The organism is Massilia sp. LC238, from assembly GCF_000735635.1.
Classification (GTDB): domain Bacteria; phylum Pseudomonadota; class Gammaproteobacteria; order Burkholderiales; family Burkholderiaceae_D; genus Telluria; species Telluria varians.
This window is the reverse complement of sequence record NZ_JNNN01000065.1, coordinates 66,883-79,621: the sequence shown is the minus strand read 5'-3', so window position 1 is coordinate 79,621 and position 12,739 is coordinate 66,883. Positions and strand designations below refer to the sequence as shown.

Below are 12,739 nucleotides of genomic sequence, written 5' to 3'. Positions count from 1 at the left end.
CACGTAAATACATGATAGCGCAGCAACCGATGCCCGGCCACATGAAACTCTTATGTCGTGCGGCAAGATCGCTGCGGAAGGAAGCGCCCTGCCCTTACAATGTCGTCTGAAACTTTGACAGGTGGGACATGGCGGTCATCGATCCGGCGGAAGTCGAATTCAGCGCAATCCGGGCCCAGGGACCGGGCGGGCAGAACGTGAACAAGGTGTCGTGTGCGGTGCACGCGCGCTTCGACGTGGCCGCCTCGTCCTTGCCGGCAGCCGTCAAGGAGCGCCTGCTGGCCCTGCGCGACGCCCGCATCACGCAGGATGGCGTGATCGTTCTCAAGGCGCAGGCCTCGCGCAGCCTCGAACAGAACAAGCTGGACGCGCTGCAGCGCCTGCAGGCCCTGGTCGACCAGGCCAGCGTCGTAGCCCATGTACGCCGCCCGACCCGGCCGACGCGCGGATCGCAGCTGCGCCGGCTCGATGCCAAGGCGCGCAGCGGGCGGGTCAAGTCCTTGCGCGGCAAGGTCAGCGAGTAGCCCGGGAGTCTAGGCCGCCGCGCCCGGGTCCGCCTTGCTGCCGATACGGAGCGACGGCGCTATCATTTCGGTATCGACAACCGAGAGGATGCACGCCATGTCCCTGTCCCCTGCCCTGCACGCCAGCCTCGACCGGCCGGTATGGTCGGCCCTCGAAGGCGGCCACCGCCACCTGGCCCGCGGCGGCCCGCTGGCCAGGCGCTATCCGCGCGAGATCGGTCCCTTCGCGGCACTGGCCGACGACAGTCCCGCGGCCTGGGAGGCGCTGGCGGCCCTGCTCGAACCCGGCGAGGCGGCCATGCTGGTCACGCCCGAGGCGCCGCGCCAGGCGGCCGCGCAGCACTCCGGACTGGTACTGACGCCGCTCGATCCGGTGCTGCAGATGGTGGCCACGCGCGCGCCAGGGCCCGGCACGCTGCCGTTCACGGTGCTGGGCGAGGCGGATGCCGGCGAGATGCGCCTGCTTGCCGGGCTGACCAATCCGGGACCGTTCGCGGAGCGTACCCACGAACTGGGTGAATTCCTCGGCATCCGGGATGGCGGCCGACTGGCGGCGATGGCGGGGGAACGGATGCGTCCGCATGGCGCGGTCGAGGTCAGCGCGGTCTGCGTGCACCCCGAGCATCGCGGCAAGGCCTATGCGCGCCACCTGCTGGCCGAGCGCACGCTTCGCATCATGGAGGGAGGCCTGCAGCCCTTCCTGCACGTCTACCCCAGCAACCTGGGTGCGATCGCCCTGTACGAATCGCTGGGCTACGTGCTGCGCCGCCAGCTGCACCTGACGCGCGTCATGCCGGCCTGAAGCGCCGGTGCGGCCTCAGGTGCGCAGCAGCCGGAGCAGCTGGTCGATGCGGTAGGGTTTGGCAATGAAGAGCTGCTTCATCGCCTGTCCATTGAACATGGATGGCGCCATATAGCCGGACGCGAGGATGACCTTGACCGCCGGATAGCTCCCGGCGATGCGTTCGGCCAGCTCCAGCCCGTTCATGCCGGGCATCATGACATCGGAAATGACGGCGTCGATGTCGGGGTGGGCCGCCAGCATCTCGAGGGCCGCGGCGCCCGAATAGGCGACCATGGCGTCCATGCCGTGGGCCGCCAGCAGCATCTCGGCCAGGTCCGCGACATCGGCCTCGTCATCGACGACCAGTACCCTGCGCACCTCTCCCAGCTGTGCTCGCGCATCCTGTCCATCCGCCTGCATATTGCCGTGCGGGAATCCGGGCCGCCCCTTCTCACTGCACCAGCGGCTGTTCATCAAGCCGGACACTCAGTCCTCCATGGAGTGAAATTGTTGGTAGCCAAAGCAGGCCCCAGGGGCCGCATGCGCCAGTATCGCGCAAGCGCGCCGAAGGAAGCGCCCGGTTAAGCCTTTGCAGGACCTTCGGTCTGCCCGGAAATTCCTCCTCCCTTGTATCTGCTAGCCGAACAGCCCGTGCAGGTACCAGCGCGGCTCGGCATCCTCGCCGGCGCCGACGATGCGTTCGCGGTAGATCCAGTACAAGGTATGGTCCTGCCCTTCGGCGATGAAGTAGTCGCGGGTCTGGGCCTCGCTCCACCAGCCGGCCTCGATGCGCTCGGGTGTCGAAGCCACCATCAGCGGCGAACCGTAGAAGGGCCGGTGGTTGCGCATGAGCAGTGCGATCGGCTTGGCCAGCAGCCAGCTCGGGCGCGGCAGGCTGGTGACAATCGGCGGCAGCCGCGCCGCAGCTGCCGCCGTGCGCTCGGTCTTTTGCTGCACCGGCACCCATTCGTTGGCCACCTCGGGCCGGTAATCGGCCTGGGGCAGCGCCTGCAGCACGTTCTCCGGTCCCAGCCGCGCCACCAGCAGCTCCAGCATGCGCATGCGGTCTTCCTCGGTGCCTCCCGGCTCGGGGAACAGCGATTCGGTCGGCGGCGCCATCGCCCTCACCTGCCGCGCTTCCAGCCCGAGCCCGATCACCGGGCCCGGCAGCTCCTGCCGGGCCAGGCGTTCCTTCAACAGGCGCACCAGGTGCTCGTCGCGCCAGGCGGGCTCGGCCAGGACGATCTCGAGCGGCGTCGGCGGCATCGCCACCCGTCCGCGCTCGTGCTCCATCAGCAAGGTGAAGCGCTCCACCGCGAGCTGGCGCGCACACAGCCAGCCGACCAGCTGCAGCACCAGGTGGTGGGCGCCGGCCAGCAGCAGATCGGCCTGCTCGATGCGGTCGAACAATTCCAGCCGGGCCCGGAAATGCTCGGGCGGCGCGACCCAGTCGAACAGCTCGGGACACATGCCGTAGGCGGCGTCGAGCATGTCGAGCAGCTCGCGTCCGCAGCGCCGCTGCAGCCCCGGGCGCGGCAGGCGCCGCAGCTGGCCCAGCGCCTCGCAGCCGATGCCTTCGAACCAGGACATATAGGGCCGGGCCGGCGGCAGCAGCGCCACCGGCAGGCGCTCGAGGCGGCGCTCGAGCGAAGCCATGCGCAAGGAACGTCCGAGGACGCGCCTGCCGCCCTGCCCGCTGCCGTGCGCCATCGCATTCGCCCCCGCGCGCGCCAGCAGCCAGGCCGCGCGCGCCGTCGGTGCGCAGCTGACCGAGGCGCTAAAGCCGAGCGCGCGCAGGCTGGCGCGCACGCGGGCGCACAGGGCACGGATGCCGCCGAACAGGCGCAGGCTGGCGCCGATGTCGAGCAGCAGCGTCGCCTCTTCAAGCAGCGCGACTTGGGGCGTGAACTGCAGCATCGCCAGCGCGACCGCATCGAGCGCCTCGGCTTCGCGCGCGGGATTGCGCTCGTACAGCCGCGCTTCGGGCATGAGCATGAGCACACCGCCGCGCCGCATGCCGCGCCCGACGCCGGCCGCGCGTGCTACTGGTGATACCGCCAGCACGCGGTCCTGCTCGAGCACGACGCTGCCCGGGTCACTGCACCAGTTGGGGCTGAAGATTTCGAGCGCCAGCTGGGGTAGGGAGAGGCCGATCCACAAACGCATGTCTTTGCAGGAGAGAAGAAGTGAGAGGTAAGCCGAGGGGTAAAAATAGCGGTGCATCGCGCTGCGGCCCCCGGCGCTTGACGAAATCGACGTGCATGCCGCCGGCCGCGGGCCGCAAGCCCAGGCGCAAGGGCGCGGGAGAAGCGTCCTGCGCCGCGGCCAGCGGGCGCAGCATGAAGAACAGGGTTTCCCCGGCTTGGGCCGCCAGGTGCAGGCGGCGCAGGCTTTCGCCGCGCGCGTGGTTGGCCCAGAACAGCAGCGCGCCGCAACTGCCGCTGCGCAGCACCTGTTCGGCCGCCCACAGCGCGTCGGCGCTGCGGCTGGTACGCAGCCACAGCAGTCGCGAGGGCGGCAGGCCCAGCGCGGCCAGCGCCAGGGCCTGGGGCGGATGGGGCGGCTGCAGCAGGACGATGCGGCGCTCGGCGCAAGCCTGCAGGGCCGGGCGCAGCAGGCGCATTTCGCCGATGCCGGGCTGCTGTTGCAGCAGCTCGACCAGGGTGCCGACCGGCCAGCCGCCGCCGGGCAATTGAGAAGAGAGTGCGGCATGCCCGGTGTCGACGCAACGCGTGCCGTAGCGTGCCAGCTGCGAGGCGCGCCAGAGCGAAGGGTGCAAAGCCTCCGGCGCAGCCAAAGGGGAAACCCCTGCGGTAGGTGAGCAGTTCATATGGGTTGACAAACAAATACTGTATAAACGTACAGTACTCGTTGAGCCCGGATTTGGCAAGATGTATTCATTTCAGCCATACCAGTTGGGCGATTGGTATTGACAGAACTTAAAGGTGTGCACTGCCTGGAAAACCGCGCCAGCATGGCGAATCATGAAATAATGGCGCTCTGTCCATTTATAGCCAGACAATGAACAACCTGTCTTACGCACGCCACGGAGCCCATCCTTGAATACGCTCCAGCTCACCGGCGCCATCCTGTTCGCGATCGCCCTCGTCCACACCTTTTCCACCAAGCTGTTTCACTCGCTAGCCAAGCGGCACCCACGCCATGCCGGGCTGTTCCACCTGCTGGGCGAAGTCGAAGTCGTGTTCGGCTTCTGGGCCTTCGTGCTGATCCTGGCCATGGCCCTGCTGGCCGATGGCGCCACGGCCATCGCTTATGTCGAGTCGCGCCAGTACACCGAGCCGCTGTTCGTGTTCGTGGTGATGGTGATCGCGGCCTCGCAGCCGGTGCTCGACGCCGTGCGCGACCTGCTGGCCCTGCTGGCCCGGCTGGCCCCGGTGCGCACCGAGGTGGCGCTGTGCTGGCTCGGCCTGGCGCTGGTGCCTCTGTCCGGCTCCCTGATCACCGAGCCGGCCGCGATGACGCTGGCGGCCCTGATGCTGGCCCCGCAGGTATTCCGGCCCGGCATTCCCGAATGGCTCAAGTACGGCGCGATCGGCGTCCTGTTCGTGAATGTATCGATCGGCGGCACCCTCACCTCCTACGCCGCGCCACCTGTGCTGATGGTGGCCGGCACCTGGGGCTGGGACAGCGCCTTCATGGCCTCCACCTTCGGCTGGCGCGCCGCGCTGGCGGTGGTGTTCAACGCGAGCGTCATCACCCTGCTGCTGCGCCGCCACCTGAGGCCGGGGAACGTGGTCGAGGACGTGCAGCTGCCCTGGGTCGTCTCGATCGTCCACCTGGTCCTCCTGGGGAGCGTGGTGCTGCTGGCGCATCACCCGGTGCTGTTCCTCGGCCTGTTCCTGCTCTTCCTCGGCTATACCCAGGCCTACCCGAAACACCAGTCGCGCCTGATCATCAAAGAAGGCCTGCTGGTCGGCTTCTTCCTGGCCGGGCTGGTGGTGCTGGGCGGCATGCAGCAATGGTGGCTGCAGCCGCTGGTGTCGAGCCTGGAGCCGACCGCGCTGTTCTTCGGCGCGCTGGCCCTGACGGCAATCACCGATAATGCAGCACTGACCTACCTCGGTTCGCTGATCGAGGGTTTATCGGACCACGCCAAGTACATGCTGGTGGCCGGCGCGGTCGCCGGTGGCGGCCTGACCGTCATCGCCAACGCGCCGAACCCGGCCGGCGCCGCGCTGCTGCGCGAAGGCTTCGAGGATGGTTCGATCGGCATGGGCGGGCTGTTCCTGGGGGCGCTGGGGCCGACCTGCGTGGCGGCGGTGATGTTCCTAATTTAAAAGCGTTACGCGCGCGGAGGGTATATGGACGACGGCATCCTGGTACAGAAAGCGGGGACGATCGAACGCTGCTGCCGGCGCGCGCGCGAGGAATACGAAAAGGACCCGACCACTTTTGTCACCGACCTCACGCGCCAGGATGCGGCCACCCTCAACGTGATCCGCGCCTGGGAAGCCGCCATCGAAATGGGCGACTACGTGATCGGCAACGCCAGGCTCGGCCTGCCGCACGACGAACGCGAAGTGATCACCCTGCTGGCCGAGCACGGCTGGATCGCCCCCACGCTGGCCGAGGACCTCAAGCGCACCGGCGAATTCTGCCGCGCCGAATGGGATTACCAGGAAGCGCCGCTGCCGGCGCTGGTGACCATCATCAAGCGCGGGCTGGACGATTTCGGGGTGTATGCCCAGGCCCTGGTAAGCGGGGCCTCGACCACCTGATCAGGGCTGGGGCTCGTGCACATCTGATACCTCCACATCCTCGGCGGCGATCTTCTCGTCCGCCAGCTCGTGGTCTTCCTCGTCCGCCACCAGGCCCTCCTGATCGGCGCCGCGCGCACTGTCATAGGTGAGCTCGACCAGCATCGGGAAATGGTCCGAGCCGAAAGACGGCAGGCGCTCGATGTGCGAGAGCGTGAAATGCTCGCTGTGGAACAGGTGGTCGAGCGGCCAGCGCGCGAACCAGAAGCCGGCATGGAAGGTATTGAACATGCCGCGCCCGATGCGCGGATCGAGCAGGCCGCTGATCTTGCGGAACAGCCGGGTGGTGGTCGACCACGCCACATCGTTCAGGTCGCCCGCGACGATCACCGGCGTCTCCAGGCCGGCCTCGTCCACGCTCTTGGCAACCACCAGCAGTTCGGCATCGCGCTGGGTCGATTCCATGTGTTCCGTCGGGCTGGGCGGCGTCGGATGCAGGAAATGCATGCGCACCTTGTGTCCGGACGGCAGGATAACCAGGGTATGGATCGACGGGATGTCGTCCTCGACCAGGAACTGGATTGCGCTGTCTTCCAGCGGCAGCCGCGAATAGACGTGCATGCCATACAGATTATCGAGCGGACACTTGATGGCATGGGGATAGTCCTTCTCGAGCACATCCAGCCTTTCCTGCCACCACGCATCCGTTTCCAGCGTGACGAAGATGTCGGGTTGGTGCTGGCGAATCAGCGCGATCAAGCCTTCGGCATTCCGGTTCGGCATCAGCACATTGGCCGTCAGGATACGGAACTGACGGTTCGCCCCGCCAACCACCGCATTCTTCACCTCGTGCGGATAGGCCTTGGTGTATGGAATGATCCACCAGACTTGGTAAGCGAGGCAGGCGGCATTCGCCACCAGCAGCAGGTGGAAATGGCTGTCGCGCCAGTCGAGGAACACGAACTGCCCGACCAGCACGGCGAGCGACAGGATGGCCAGTTGAAGGCGTGGAAAATCGAGGTCGCGTATCCACCACCCCGTGCATCGCAACAGGGGCAGCAGCGTCGCGAGGACGATCACGGCAACCAGGGTTACGAAAGTCGGCAGCATGGTCTCTCGAAGGCGGCAAGTAACTCATCACAAAACTGAGGCTTGCAGTATGTCCGCTTTCAAACGCAGCCGTCTGTACGCTAGCGTGCACAAGCGGCAAGATAATCCGCTGCAAGCAGACCAGCCCATGCCAAAACACCTTATCAAACAGAAATGCTTGCCTTGAGCTGCTGCAGGTTTGCGCAAACCGCTTGAAAAGCCTGCAGACGAGACTTATGTTCAATACTAGACATGCAGGGATACCGTCATGAACCTAAGCAAGCCCGTAGAGAAAGCAGGCAAAGGTGCGAAGCACCTTGAACGCGTGAAATCCCGCTCGAGGTTCAACGTCTATCCCCTGCTGGGCATCCTCCTGGGCATCGTCGTGGCCGTGCTGGCCTACGGCGGGCTGTACCTCCTGCTTTGCGGCTGAGGCAACGCAGGCCCCAAGCCTGCAGATCAGCGGGCAGCGTAGTACCGGCTGAGCTCCACGATCTCCGTATCTGTCAGGCCATGCGCGGCATTGCGCATCTGGCGGTTGATATCGTTGGCGCGCCGGCCACCACGGAATGCCGTGAGCTGGTCACGCAGATAGCTTTCCGATAATCCTTCCAGCACCGGTGTGGCCGGACGCGAGGCATGCGGGCTGTGGCACGAGGCACAGGCACCGATGGCACGCATGGGGTCGCCGTTGCGCACCAATCGTGGACTTGCCTGCGCCACCTGTTCCACTGCGGCAATACGCTCGCGCTCGAGCGAAGCGTAATAGGCGGACAGATCGCGCATGTCCTGGTCGCTCAGCTCCATCACCAGCGGCCGCATGATGGCGCTCGGGCGGTGGCCCGATGCGAAGTCGCGCAGCTGCTTGTAGGTGCTCGAAGCCGGCTGCCCCGCCAGGTGCGGCGTCCCGGCCGGGCTGGTCCCGCGCGCGCCATGACACATGGTGCAGGCCATCGCCAGCGTTGCCCCCCTGCCCACCGAGACATTTCCCGCGGCGCCCATCATAGTGGCGTTCACGATCACGTTGCTCGGATATTTCCGTTCATCCTCCGGCAGTGCTGCGCTTTGATAAGGTGCCGGCGCGCCCGCGGCCCTGCAGATCGATTCCCACAGGCTTTCCATCGCGGCGCGGGCATGCGCTTTCGGCACCCAGACAAAGCCGACCAGCGCGGCCGCGAAGGCGATCACTGCCAGGATCGCGACGCTCCAGGCGAACCAGCGGTTGCGGAATGAAAAGGTCTTTTCCATGCTCATGGCTGTGCTCCCACCGGCACCGCCGGCACCGAGGTCTGCTTTAGTGCGATGAGCTGGCTGATCGGGTAGCCGTAATTCACCAGCGACAGCCCGATCATCAGTGCCAGCCATAGCGCATAGCTGTTGAGCGCGGCGGGCATCCGACCGCCCGCATGCACCGGCTGGCTGAAGCGGAATTCGGGCAGCCTGACGCGCTCACTGCGGTGGCCGCGCAGCAGCACCAGCAGGAACAGCAGGCCAGAGATCACCAGCAGCAGCCCGCCGAAGAAGGTGATGATCACCGTGATCGCCTGGGCCGAGATCTCGGGATGGCTGTAGTCGAAATAGGCCATCCGGCGCGGCATGCCGAGAATGCCGGTGATGTGCCAGGGGAATGTCAGCACGATCATGCCAACAAACCATAGCCAGAGCTGGGCACGCATCATGCGTCCGGCCACCAGCTGCTTGCCGGTCAGGTGCGGCCACAGGTCATAGGCCAGCGCGAAATACATGATGACGATGGCGCCCCCGAAGATCAGGTGGAAGTGGCCGGTGATCCACTGCGTATTGTGGACGGCGAAGTCGAGCTGGTAGCTCATGTTGATCAGGCCGCCCGCACCGCCGAAGCCGAGCAGGATGAAGGAAAAGGCGACCGCCAGCATCATCGGATTCTTCCATGGCAGGCGTTTGACCCAGCCGAAGGCCCCGGTGCCGCCACGCAGCCGTCCCGCGATCTCGACCGAGGCGGTGATGGTGAAGATGGTCAGCAGGGTCGGCACCGACACCATGCCGGTAAATACGGCGTGCAGGAACTTCACGCCCGAGCCAACCTGCGGGTCCTGGAACAGGTGGTGCACGCCGATCGGCATCGAAAACACCAGAAACAGCACGAAGGAAATGCGCGCCATCTTGTCGCTGTAGAGCCGCCCGCCGATGGCGCGTGGCACCAGCGTGTAGAAGGCGATGTAGGCGGGCATCAGCCAGAAGTAGACGATCGCGTGCAGGGTCCAGGAAAAGAACACGCGCGCCAGGCCGGCGTCGATGGTGCTCTTGAAGCCAAGCGCCACCGGCAGGATCAGGAACAGGATCTCGATGGCCGCGCCGAGCGAGGTCCAGGCCCACAGGTAGGCGCCGGCCAGGTTGGCGAACATCGGCAGCGGTACCGTGGCGCCCGGGTTGGCCGCCTTCCACACCTTGAGGTTGATCGACATCAGCGCCACCCAGATCCACGAACCCACGACCACCAGCACCACCCCAATGTAGTAGAAGGCATTCCCGATCAGGGGCGGGTAAAAGGTATACAGCACCGTGGCCAGGCCCATCGACACCGGCACCATCGCCGTCACCGTGCCGATCACCACCAGGAAGAACCCAAGCCAGGCCCAGCGCCGTCCCACCAGCGGCTGCTTGAGCGCCAGTTCCACGATCGCATAGCCGAAGCCCATTGCCACCAGGGTCGGGAACACATAGCCCATGGCCGACCCGTGCGCGGTAACGGCGCGGTAGTACAGCTCGGGGTTGCCGATCCAGTCACGCAGAGGGCTGCGGATGTACATCTGCCATTCGCCCAGTACCAGGGCGACGAAGAACGCGGCGAAGGCGACCCAGAAATGGGCCAGTACCAGCCGTCTGGAATCATTGCTGAACACAGCTCGCCCTCCTTCCCTCGCTGGCCTGGCGCATGAACTCGGCCCGGTCGACGATCTTCACGCGTGCCCACATGGCCGCGTGTCCGACCCCGCAGTATTCGTGACAGGGAAACACGTGCTCTCCCGGTTTCTCGAATTGCGTGCTGAAGTTCGAAATGTAGCCCGGGATTAGCATCACGTTGACGTTGCCCTGGGCGATCGAGAAACCGTGCACCACGTCGGCGGCGGTCCCGCGAATGCGCACCGGCGTATTCGCCGGGACCAGCACGCACGAAGGAGTGAAGGAGTACTGGTTGGCCAGCACGCGCACGGTGACGCTGCCGTCATCCTCGAGCACGGAACCAAGGTTGCCTTCCACGAACTCGCCCGACAGGTGCAGGGTATTGGGATCGATGGTCTCGGTGCGCACCGGCGGCATCGCGGCCCAGTGCACGCTCATGTAAACGATCATCCCGACCAGGAACACGATGATGGCGCCGACCAGCCAGGCCCAGCGCATCTCGGCCGCGTGGGCGACATGTTCGAGCGCGTCGCCGTCGGCGCCACGGGGAATGTCCGGCGTGGTGTTGGCCATCTTAGCCTCCTCCCCGCGCCAGGTACACGAGTACGTAGAACGCCAGCCAGATTGCCATGACGATCGCCACCGCCAGCCCCGCCACGGCGAAGGCGCCGCGCGGCCCCTGCGCCACGATGGCGTCCACACGCTGCTGGTCGGCGCTGCCATCACTGTCCATCGGTTCCAGGATCATGGATTCTCCTTGTTAATCAGCCCTTCCAGGAATTACTCGACGGTCGCCGCGCGCAGTTCGCTCACCTCGCGCGCCGTCACCGGCGCGCCGCGGTTGCCCCAAGCGGTCCGGATATAGGTCACCACCGCCGCAACGTCGTCGTCCGACAGCTCATGGAAGAAAGGCGGCATCCCGTAGGGCATCGGATTGCGGCGCGTGCCAGGCGGGTAGCCGCCGTTGAGCACCATCCGGATCGGGTTGACGGCGGAAGTCATGGTGATCGACTGGTTGTTCGCCAGCGGCGGATAGTGCGGCAGCTTGCCACGCCCGCGCTCGCCATGGCAGCTGGCGCATTGCGCGTCATAGATGCGCCGGCCCTGCGCGAACTGCTGGGTGGCATGCGCGCGCGCGGGGGCCATGTCGGGATCGGTATTGACCGGCTGGTCCGCCGGCAGGCTCTTGAGGTAAACCGCCATCGCGCGCACGTCGGCGTCGGTCATGAACTGCAGGCTGTTGAAGGTGACCTCGGCCATTGGTCCGTAGACGGTGCCGCGGTTCGACACCCCTTTTTGCAGCAGGTCGACGATGTCCTGGATTTCCCAGTTGCCCAGCCCGGCCTCCTTGTTCGAGGTGAGCGAGGGCGCGTACCAGTTCTGCATCGGGATCAGGCCGCCTCGGAAGGCCTGCTCTTCCGACGAGCCGCCCAGCGCGTTGATCGGGGTATGGCACATGGCGCAGTGGCCCAGGCCCTGGACCAGGTAGGCGCCACGGTTCCATTCGGCGGACTTGCCCGGATCCGGCTGGTACTCACCCTCCTGGAAATAGAGCGTGCGCCAGCCGATCAGCAGCGAGCGGTTGTTGTAGGGGAAGCGCAGGTCGTGTTCGCGCGTCTGCATGCGCACCGCCGGCACCGAGCGCAGGTAGGCGAAGATCGCGTCGCTGTCGGCGCGCGTCACCTTGGTATAGCTCGCGAAGGGCATGGCCGGATAGAGCAGCTCGCCCTTGCGCGACTTACCAGTGCGCATCATGTTGAAGAACTCGGTAGCCGTCCAGTCGCCGATGCCGGTTTCACGGTCGGGCGTGATGTTCGGCGCATACAGCGTCCCGAAAGGCGTGGGCATGGGGCGGTTGCCCGAGAAAATTTTCCCACCAGGAATCGTATGACAGGCGATGCAGTCGCCCGCCTGCGCCAGGTATTTGCCGCGCGCGATCAGTTCGGCGGACGCCATGCCGTCGACTTCGGTCCCGGCCCTGCTGTTCAGCAGTTCCGGCGGCCGCAGCCCGCGGCCCACCGTCAGGGCCAGGGCCACGCCAAGCACGATCACCCCGCCGGCAAGACCCCAGATCGTCGCTCGCTTGAACTTGGCAGATGTACTCATGGACGCATGCCTTTCACTTCGAATGGACCTGGCTGCCGCAGGGCATGGGCAGCGCCGTCGTATTCCCCTTCACGGGCCGGACATCGGTCACCGGCAGAGAACTCAGGTAGGCCGACACGGCGGCGACCTCCGTCTCGGTCAGGCTCGACGCGATTACCTGCATGCAGTCCGGAGCCAGCGCGGTACGTACGCCATAACGCCACGCGCCAAGCTGCGCGCTCACGTAGTCGGCACGCAAGCCCAGCAGGCCAGGAATGCCTGGTTCACGTCCCGCCAGGTCACTGCCATGGCAAGTGGCACAGGCAGGAATGCGGCGCGCCGGCACGCCGCCGGTGACGATCTGCTGTCCATCCCGCACCAGCTGCGGTAATGGCGGCTGCCCCGTCGTCGCCAGCGGCGGCGGGTTCTGGGCGGCGAAGTATTCCGCCATCTTGTAGAGATAGGCATCAGGCAGGTAGGCCAGCAGGTAGTTCATCGGAACGTACTTGCGGCGACCGTCCCGGAAGGCCACCAGCTGGTTGTAGAGGTAGCCTGCGGGCTTGCCGGCCAGGCGCGGGAAATAGACATTCTGGACGCCGCGCCCTGCAACACCGTGGCAGCTGACACAAGCCGCCACGCGTGCTTCCATCGTGTCC

At 66.1% G+C, this 12,739-nt stretch carries 14 protein-coding genes; 4 read left to right on the top strand and 10 right to left on the bottom strand.

Annotated elements, in window-relative coordinates:
- The first annotated feature begins 128 nt into the window (after positions 1-128).
- Both arfB and FG94_RS17220 read left to right on the top strand, forming a co-directional pair.
- Entirely contained in the window at positions 129-524 is a 396-nt protein-coding gene (gene arfB / locus FG94_RS17225; protein ID WP_036214184.1) for an alternative ribosome rescue aminoacyl-tRNA hydrolase ArfB, read from the top strand.
- Between the two features lie 97 nt (positions 525-621).
- Positions 622-1,326, top strand: coding sequence for a GNAT family N-acetyltransferase (locus FG94_RS17220; RefSeq protein WP_036214183.1), 705 nt, complete (start codon positions 622-624; stop codon positions 1,324-1,326).
- Between the two features lie 15 nt (positions 1,327-1,341).
- Here the strand turns inward: FG94_RS17220 and FG94_RS17215 are convergent, their stop codons facing one another.
- The 3 genes from FG94_RS17215 to imuA all read right to left on the bottom strand — a co-directional run bounded on the left by FG94_RS17215 (position 1,342) and on the right by imuA (position 4,138).
- A complete protein-coding gene (locus FG94_RS17215; RefSeq protein WP_229445974.1) occupies positions 1,342-1,794 on the bottom strand; it encodes a response regulator in 453 nt (150 codons plus the stop codon).
- Between the two features lie 150 nt (positions 1,795-1,944).
- Positions 1,945-3,474 (bottom strand): DNA polymerase Y family protein, encoded by a 1,530-nt coding sequence (locus tag FG94_RS17210; RefSeq protein ID WP_051996873.1) that lies wholly within the window; start codon positions 3,472-3,474, stop codon positions 1,945-1,947.
- Entirely contained in the window at positions 3,404-4,138 is a 735-nt protein-coding gene (gene imuA / locus FG94_RS17205; protein WP_036214180.1) for a translesion DNA synthesis-associated protein ImuA, read from the bottom strand. Before imuA ends, FG94_RS17210 begins: the two co-directional genes overlap by 71 nt.
- 229 nt (positions 4,139-4,367) lie before the next feature.
- On the opposite strand from imuA, the gene FG94_RS17200 reads away from it, so the two are divergent.
- Both FG94_RS17200 and FG94_RS17195 read left to right on the top strand, forming a co-directional pair.
- Entirely contained in the window at positions 4,368-5,606 is a 1,239-nt protein-coding gene (locus FG94_RS17200; RefSeq protein ID WP_036214179.1) for a putative Na+/H+ antiporter, read from the top strand.
- Between the two features lie 24 nt (positions 5,607-5,630).
- Positions 5,631-6,047, top strand: a complete 417-nt coding sequence (locus tag FG94_RS17195) for a DUF86 domain-containing protein (protein WP_036214178.1) — start codon at positions 5,631-5,633, stop codon at positions 6,045-6,047.
- Here FG94_RS17195 and FG94_RS17190 read toward each other — a convergent pair whose 3' ends face one another.
- The 7 genes from FG94_RS17190 to FG94_RS17165 form a co-directional block, all read right to left on the bottom strand.
- Positions 6,048-7,136, bottom strand: a complete 1,089-nt coding sequence (locus tag FG94_RS17190; protein WP_036214177.1) for an endonuclease/exonuclease/phosphatase family protein — start codon at positions 7,134-7,136, stop codon at positions 6,048-6,050. It lies immediately after the preceding gene.
- A 438-nt stretch (positions 7,137-7,574) separates the two neighbouring features.
- Positions 7,575-8,369 carry a c-type cytochrome gene (locus tag FG94_RS17185; protein WP_036214176.1) on the bottom strand — a complete coding sequence of 265 codons (795 nt, stop codon included), beginning with the start codon at positions 8,367-8,369 and terminating at the stop codon, positions 7,575-7,577.
- On the bottom strand, positions 8,366-9,997 hold the full coding sequence (locus FG94_RS17180) for a cbb3-type cytochrome c oxidase subunit I (RefSeq protein ID WP_027864355.1): 1,632 nt from the start codon (positions 9,995-9,997) through the stop codon (positions 8,366-8,368). Before FG94_RS17180 ends, FG94_RS17185 begins: the two co-directional genes overlap by 4 nt.
- Entirely contained in the window at positions 9,984-10,550 is a 567-nt protein-coding gene (locus FG94_RS17175; RefSeq protein WP_371846084.1) for a cytochrome C oxidase subunit II, read from the bottom strand. Before FG94_RS17175 ends, FG94_RS17180 begins: the two co-directional genes overlap by 14 nt.
- A 22-nt stretch (positions 10,551-10,572) precedes the next feature.
- Positions 10,573-10,746 (bottom strand): hypothetical protein, encoded by a 174-nt coding sequence (locus FG94_RS27945; protein WP_169728088.1) that lies wholly within the window; start codon positions 10,744-10,746, stop codon positions 10,573-10,575.
- A 32-nt stretch (positions 10,747-10,778) separates the two neighbouring features.
- On the bottom strand, positions 10,779-12,104 hold the full coding sequence (locus FG94_RS17170) for a cytochrome c (protein ID WP_081926047.1): 1,326 nt from the start codon (positions 12,102-12,104) through the stop codon (positions 10,779-10,781).
- Positions 12,105-12,117: 13 nt separating this feature from the next.
- A complete protein-coding gene (locus FG94_RS17165; RefSeq protein WP_152571027.1) occupies positions 12,118-12,732 on the bottom strand; it encodes a c-type cytochrome in 615 nt (204 codons plus the stop codon).
- Positions 12,733-12,739: the final 7 nt, after the last annotated feature.

Excerpts from the sequence above, each read along its gene's own strand:
- FG94_RS17185 (WP_036214176.1), bottom strand. The coding sequence starts at position 8,369 with ATGAGCATGGAAAAGACCTTTTCATTCCGCAACCGCTGGTTCGCCTGG.
- FG94_RS17210 (WP_051996873.1), bottom strand. The coding sequence starts at position 3,474 with ATGCGTTTGTGGATCGGCCTCTCCCTACCCCAGCTGGCGCTCGAAATC.
- FG94_RS17220 (WP_036214183.1), top strand. The coding sequence starts at position 622 with ATGTCCCTGTCCCCTGCCCTGCACGCCAGCCTCGACCGGCCGGTATGG.
- imuA (WP_036214180.1), bottom strand. The coding sequence starts at position 4,138 with ATGAACTGCTCACCTACCGCAGGGGTTTCCCCTTTGGCTGCGCCGGAG.
- arfB (WP_036214184.1), top strand. The coding sequence starts at position 129 with ATGGCGGTCATCGATCCGGCGGAAGTCGAATTCAGCGCAATCCGGGCC.
- FG94_RS17195 (WP_036214178.1), top strand. The coding sequence starts at position 5,631 with ATGGACGACGGCATCCTGGTACAGAAAGCGGGGACGATCGAACGCTGC.
- FG94_RS17165 (WP_152571027.1), bottom strand. The coding sequence starts at position 12,732 with ATGGAAGCACGCGTGGCGGCTTGTGTCAGCTGCCACGGTGTTGCAGGG.
- FG94_RS17190 (WP_036214177.1), bottom strand. The coding sequence starts at position 7,136 with ATGCTGCCGACTTTCGTAACCCTGGTTGCCGTGATCGTCCTCGCGACG.
- FG94_RS27945 (WP_169728088.1), bottom strand. The coding sequence starts at position 10,746 with ATGATCCTGGAACCGATGGACAGTGATGGCAGCGCCGACCAGCAGCGT.
- FG94_RS17170 (WP_081926047.1), bottom strand. The coding sequence starts at position 12,104 with ATGAGTACATCTGCCAAGTTCAAGCGAGCGACGATCTGGGGTCTTGCC.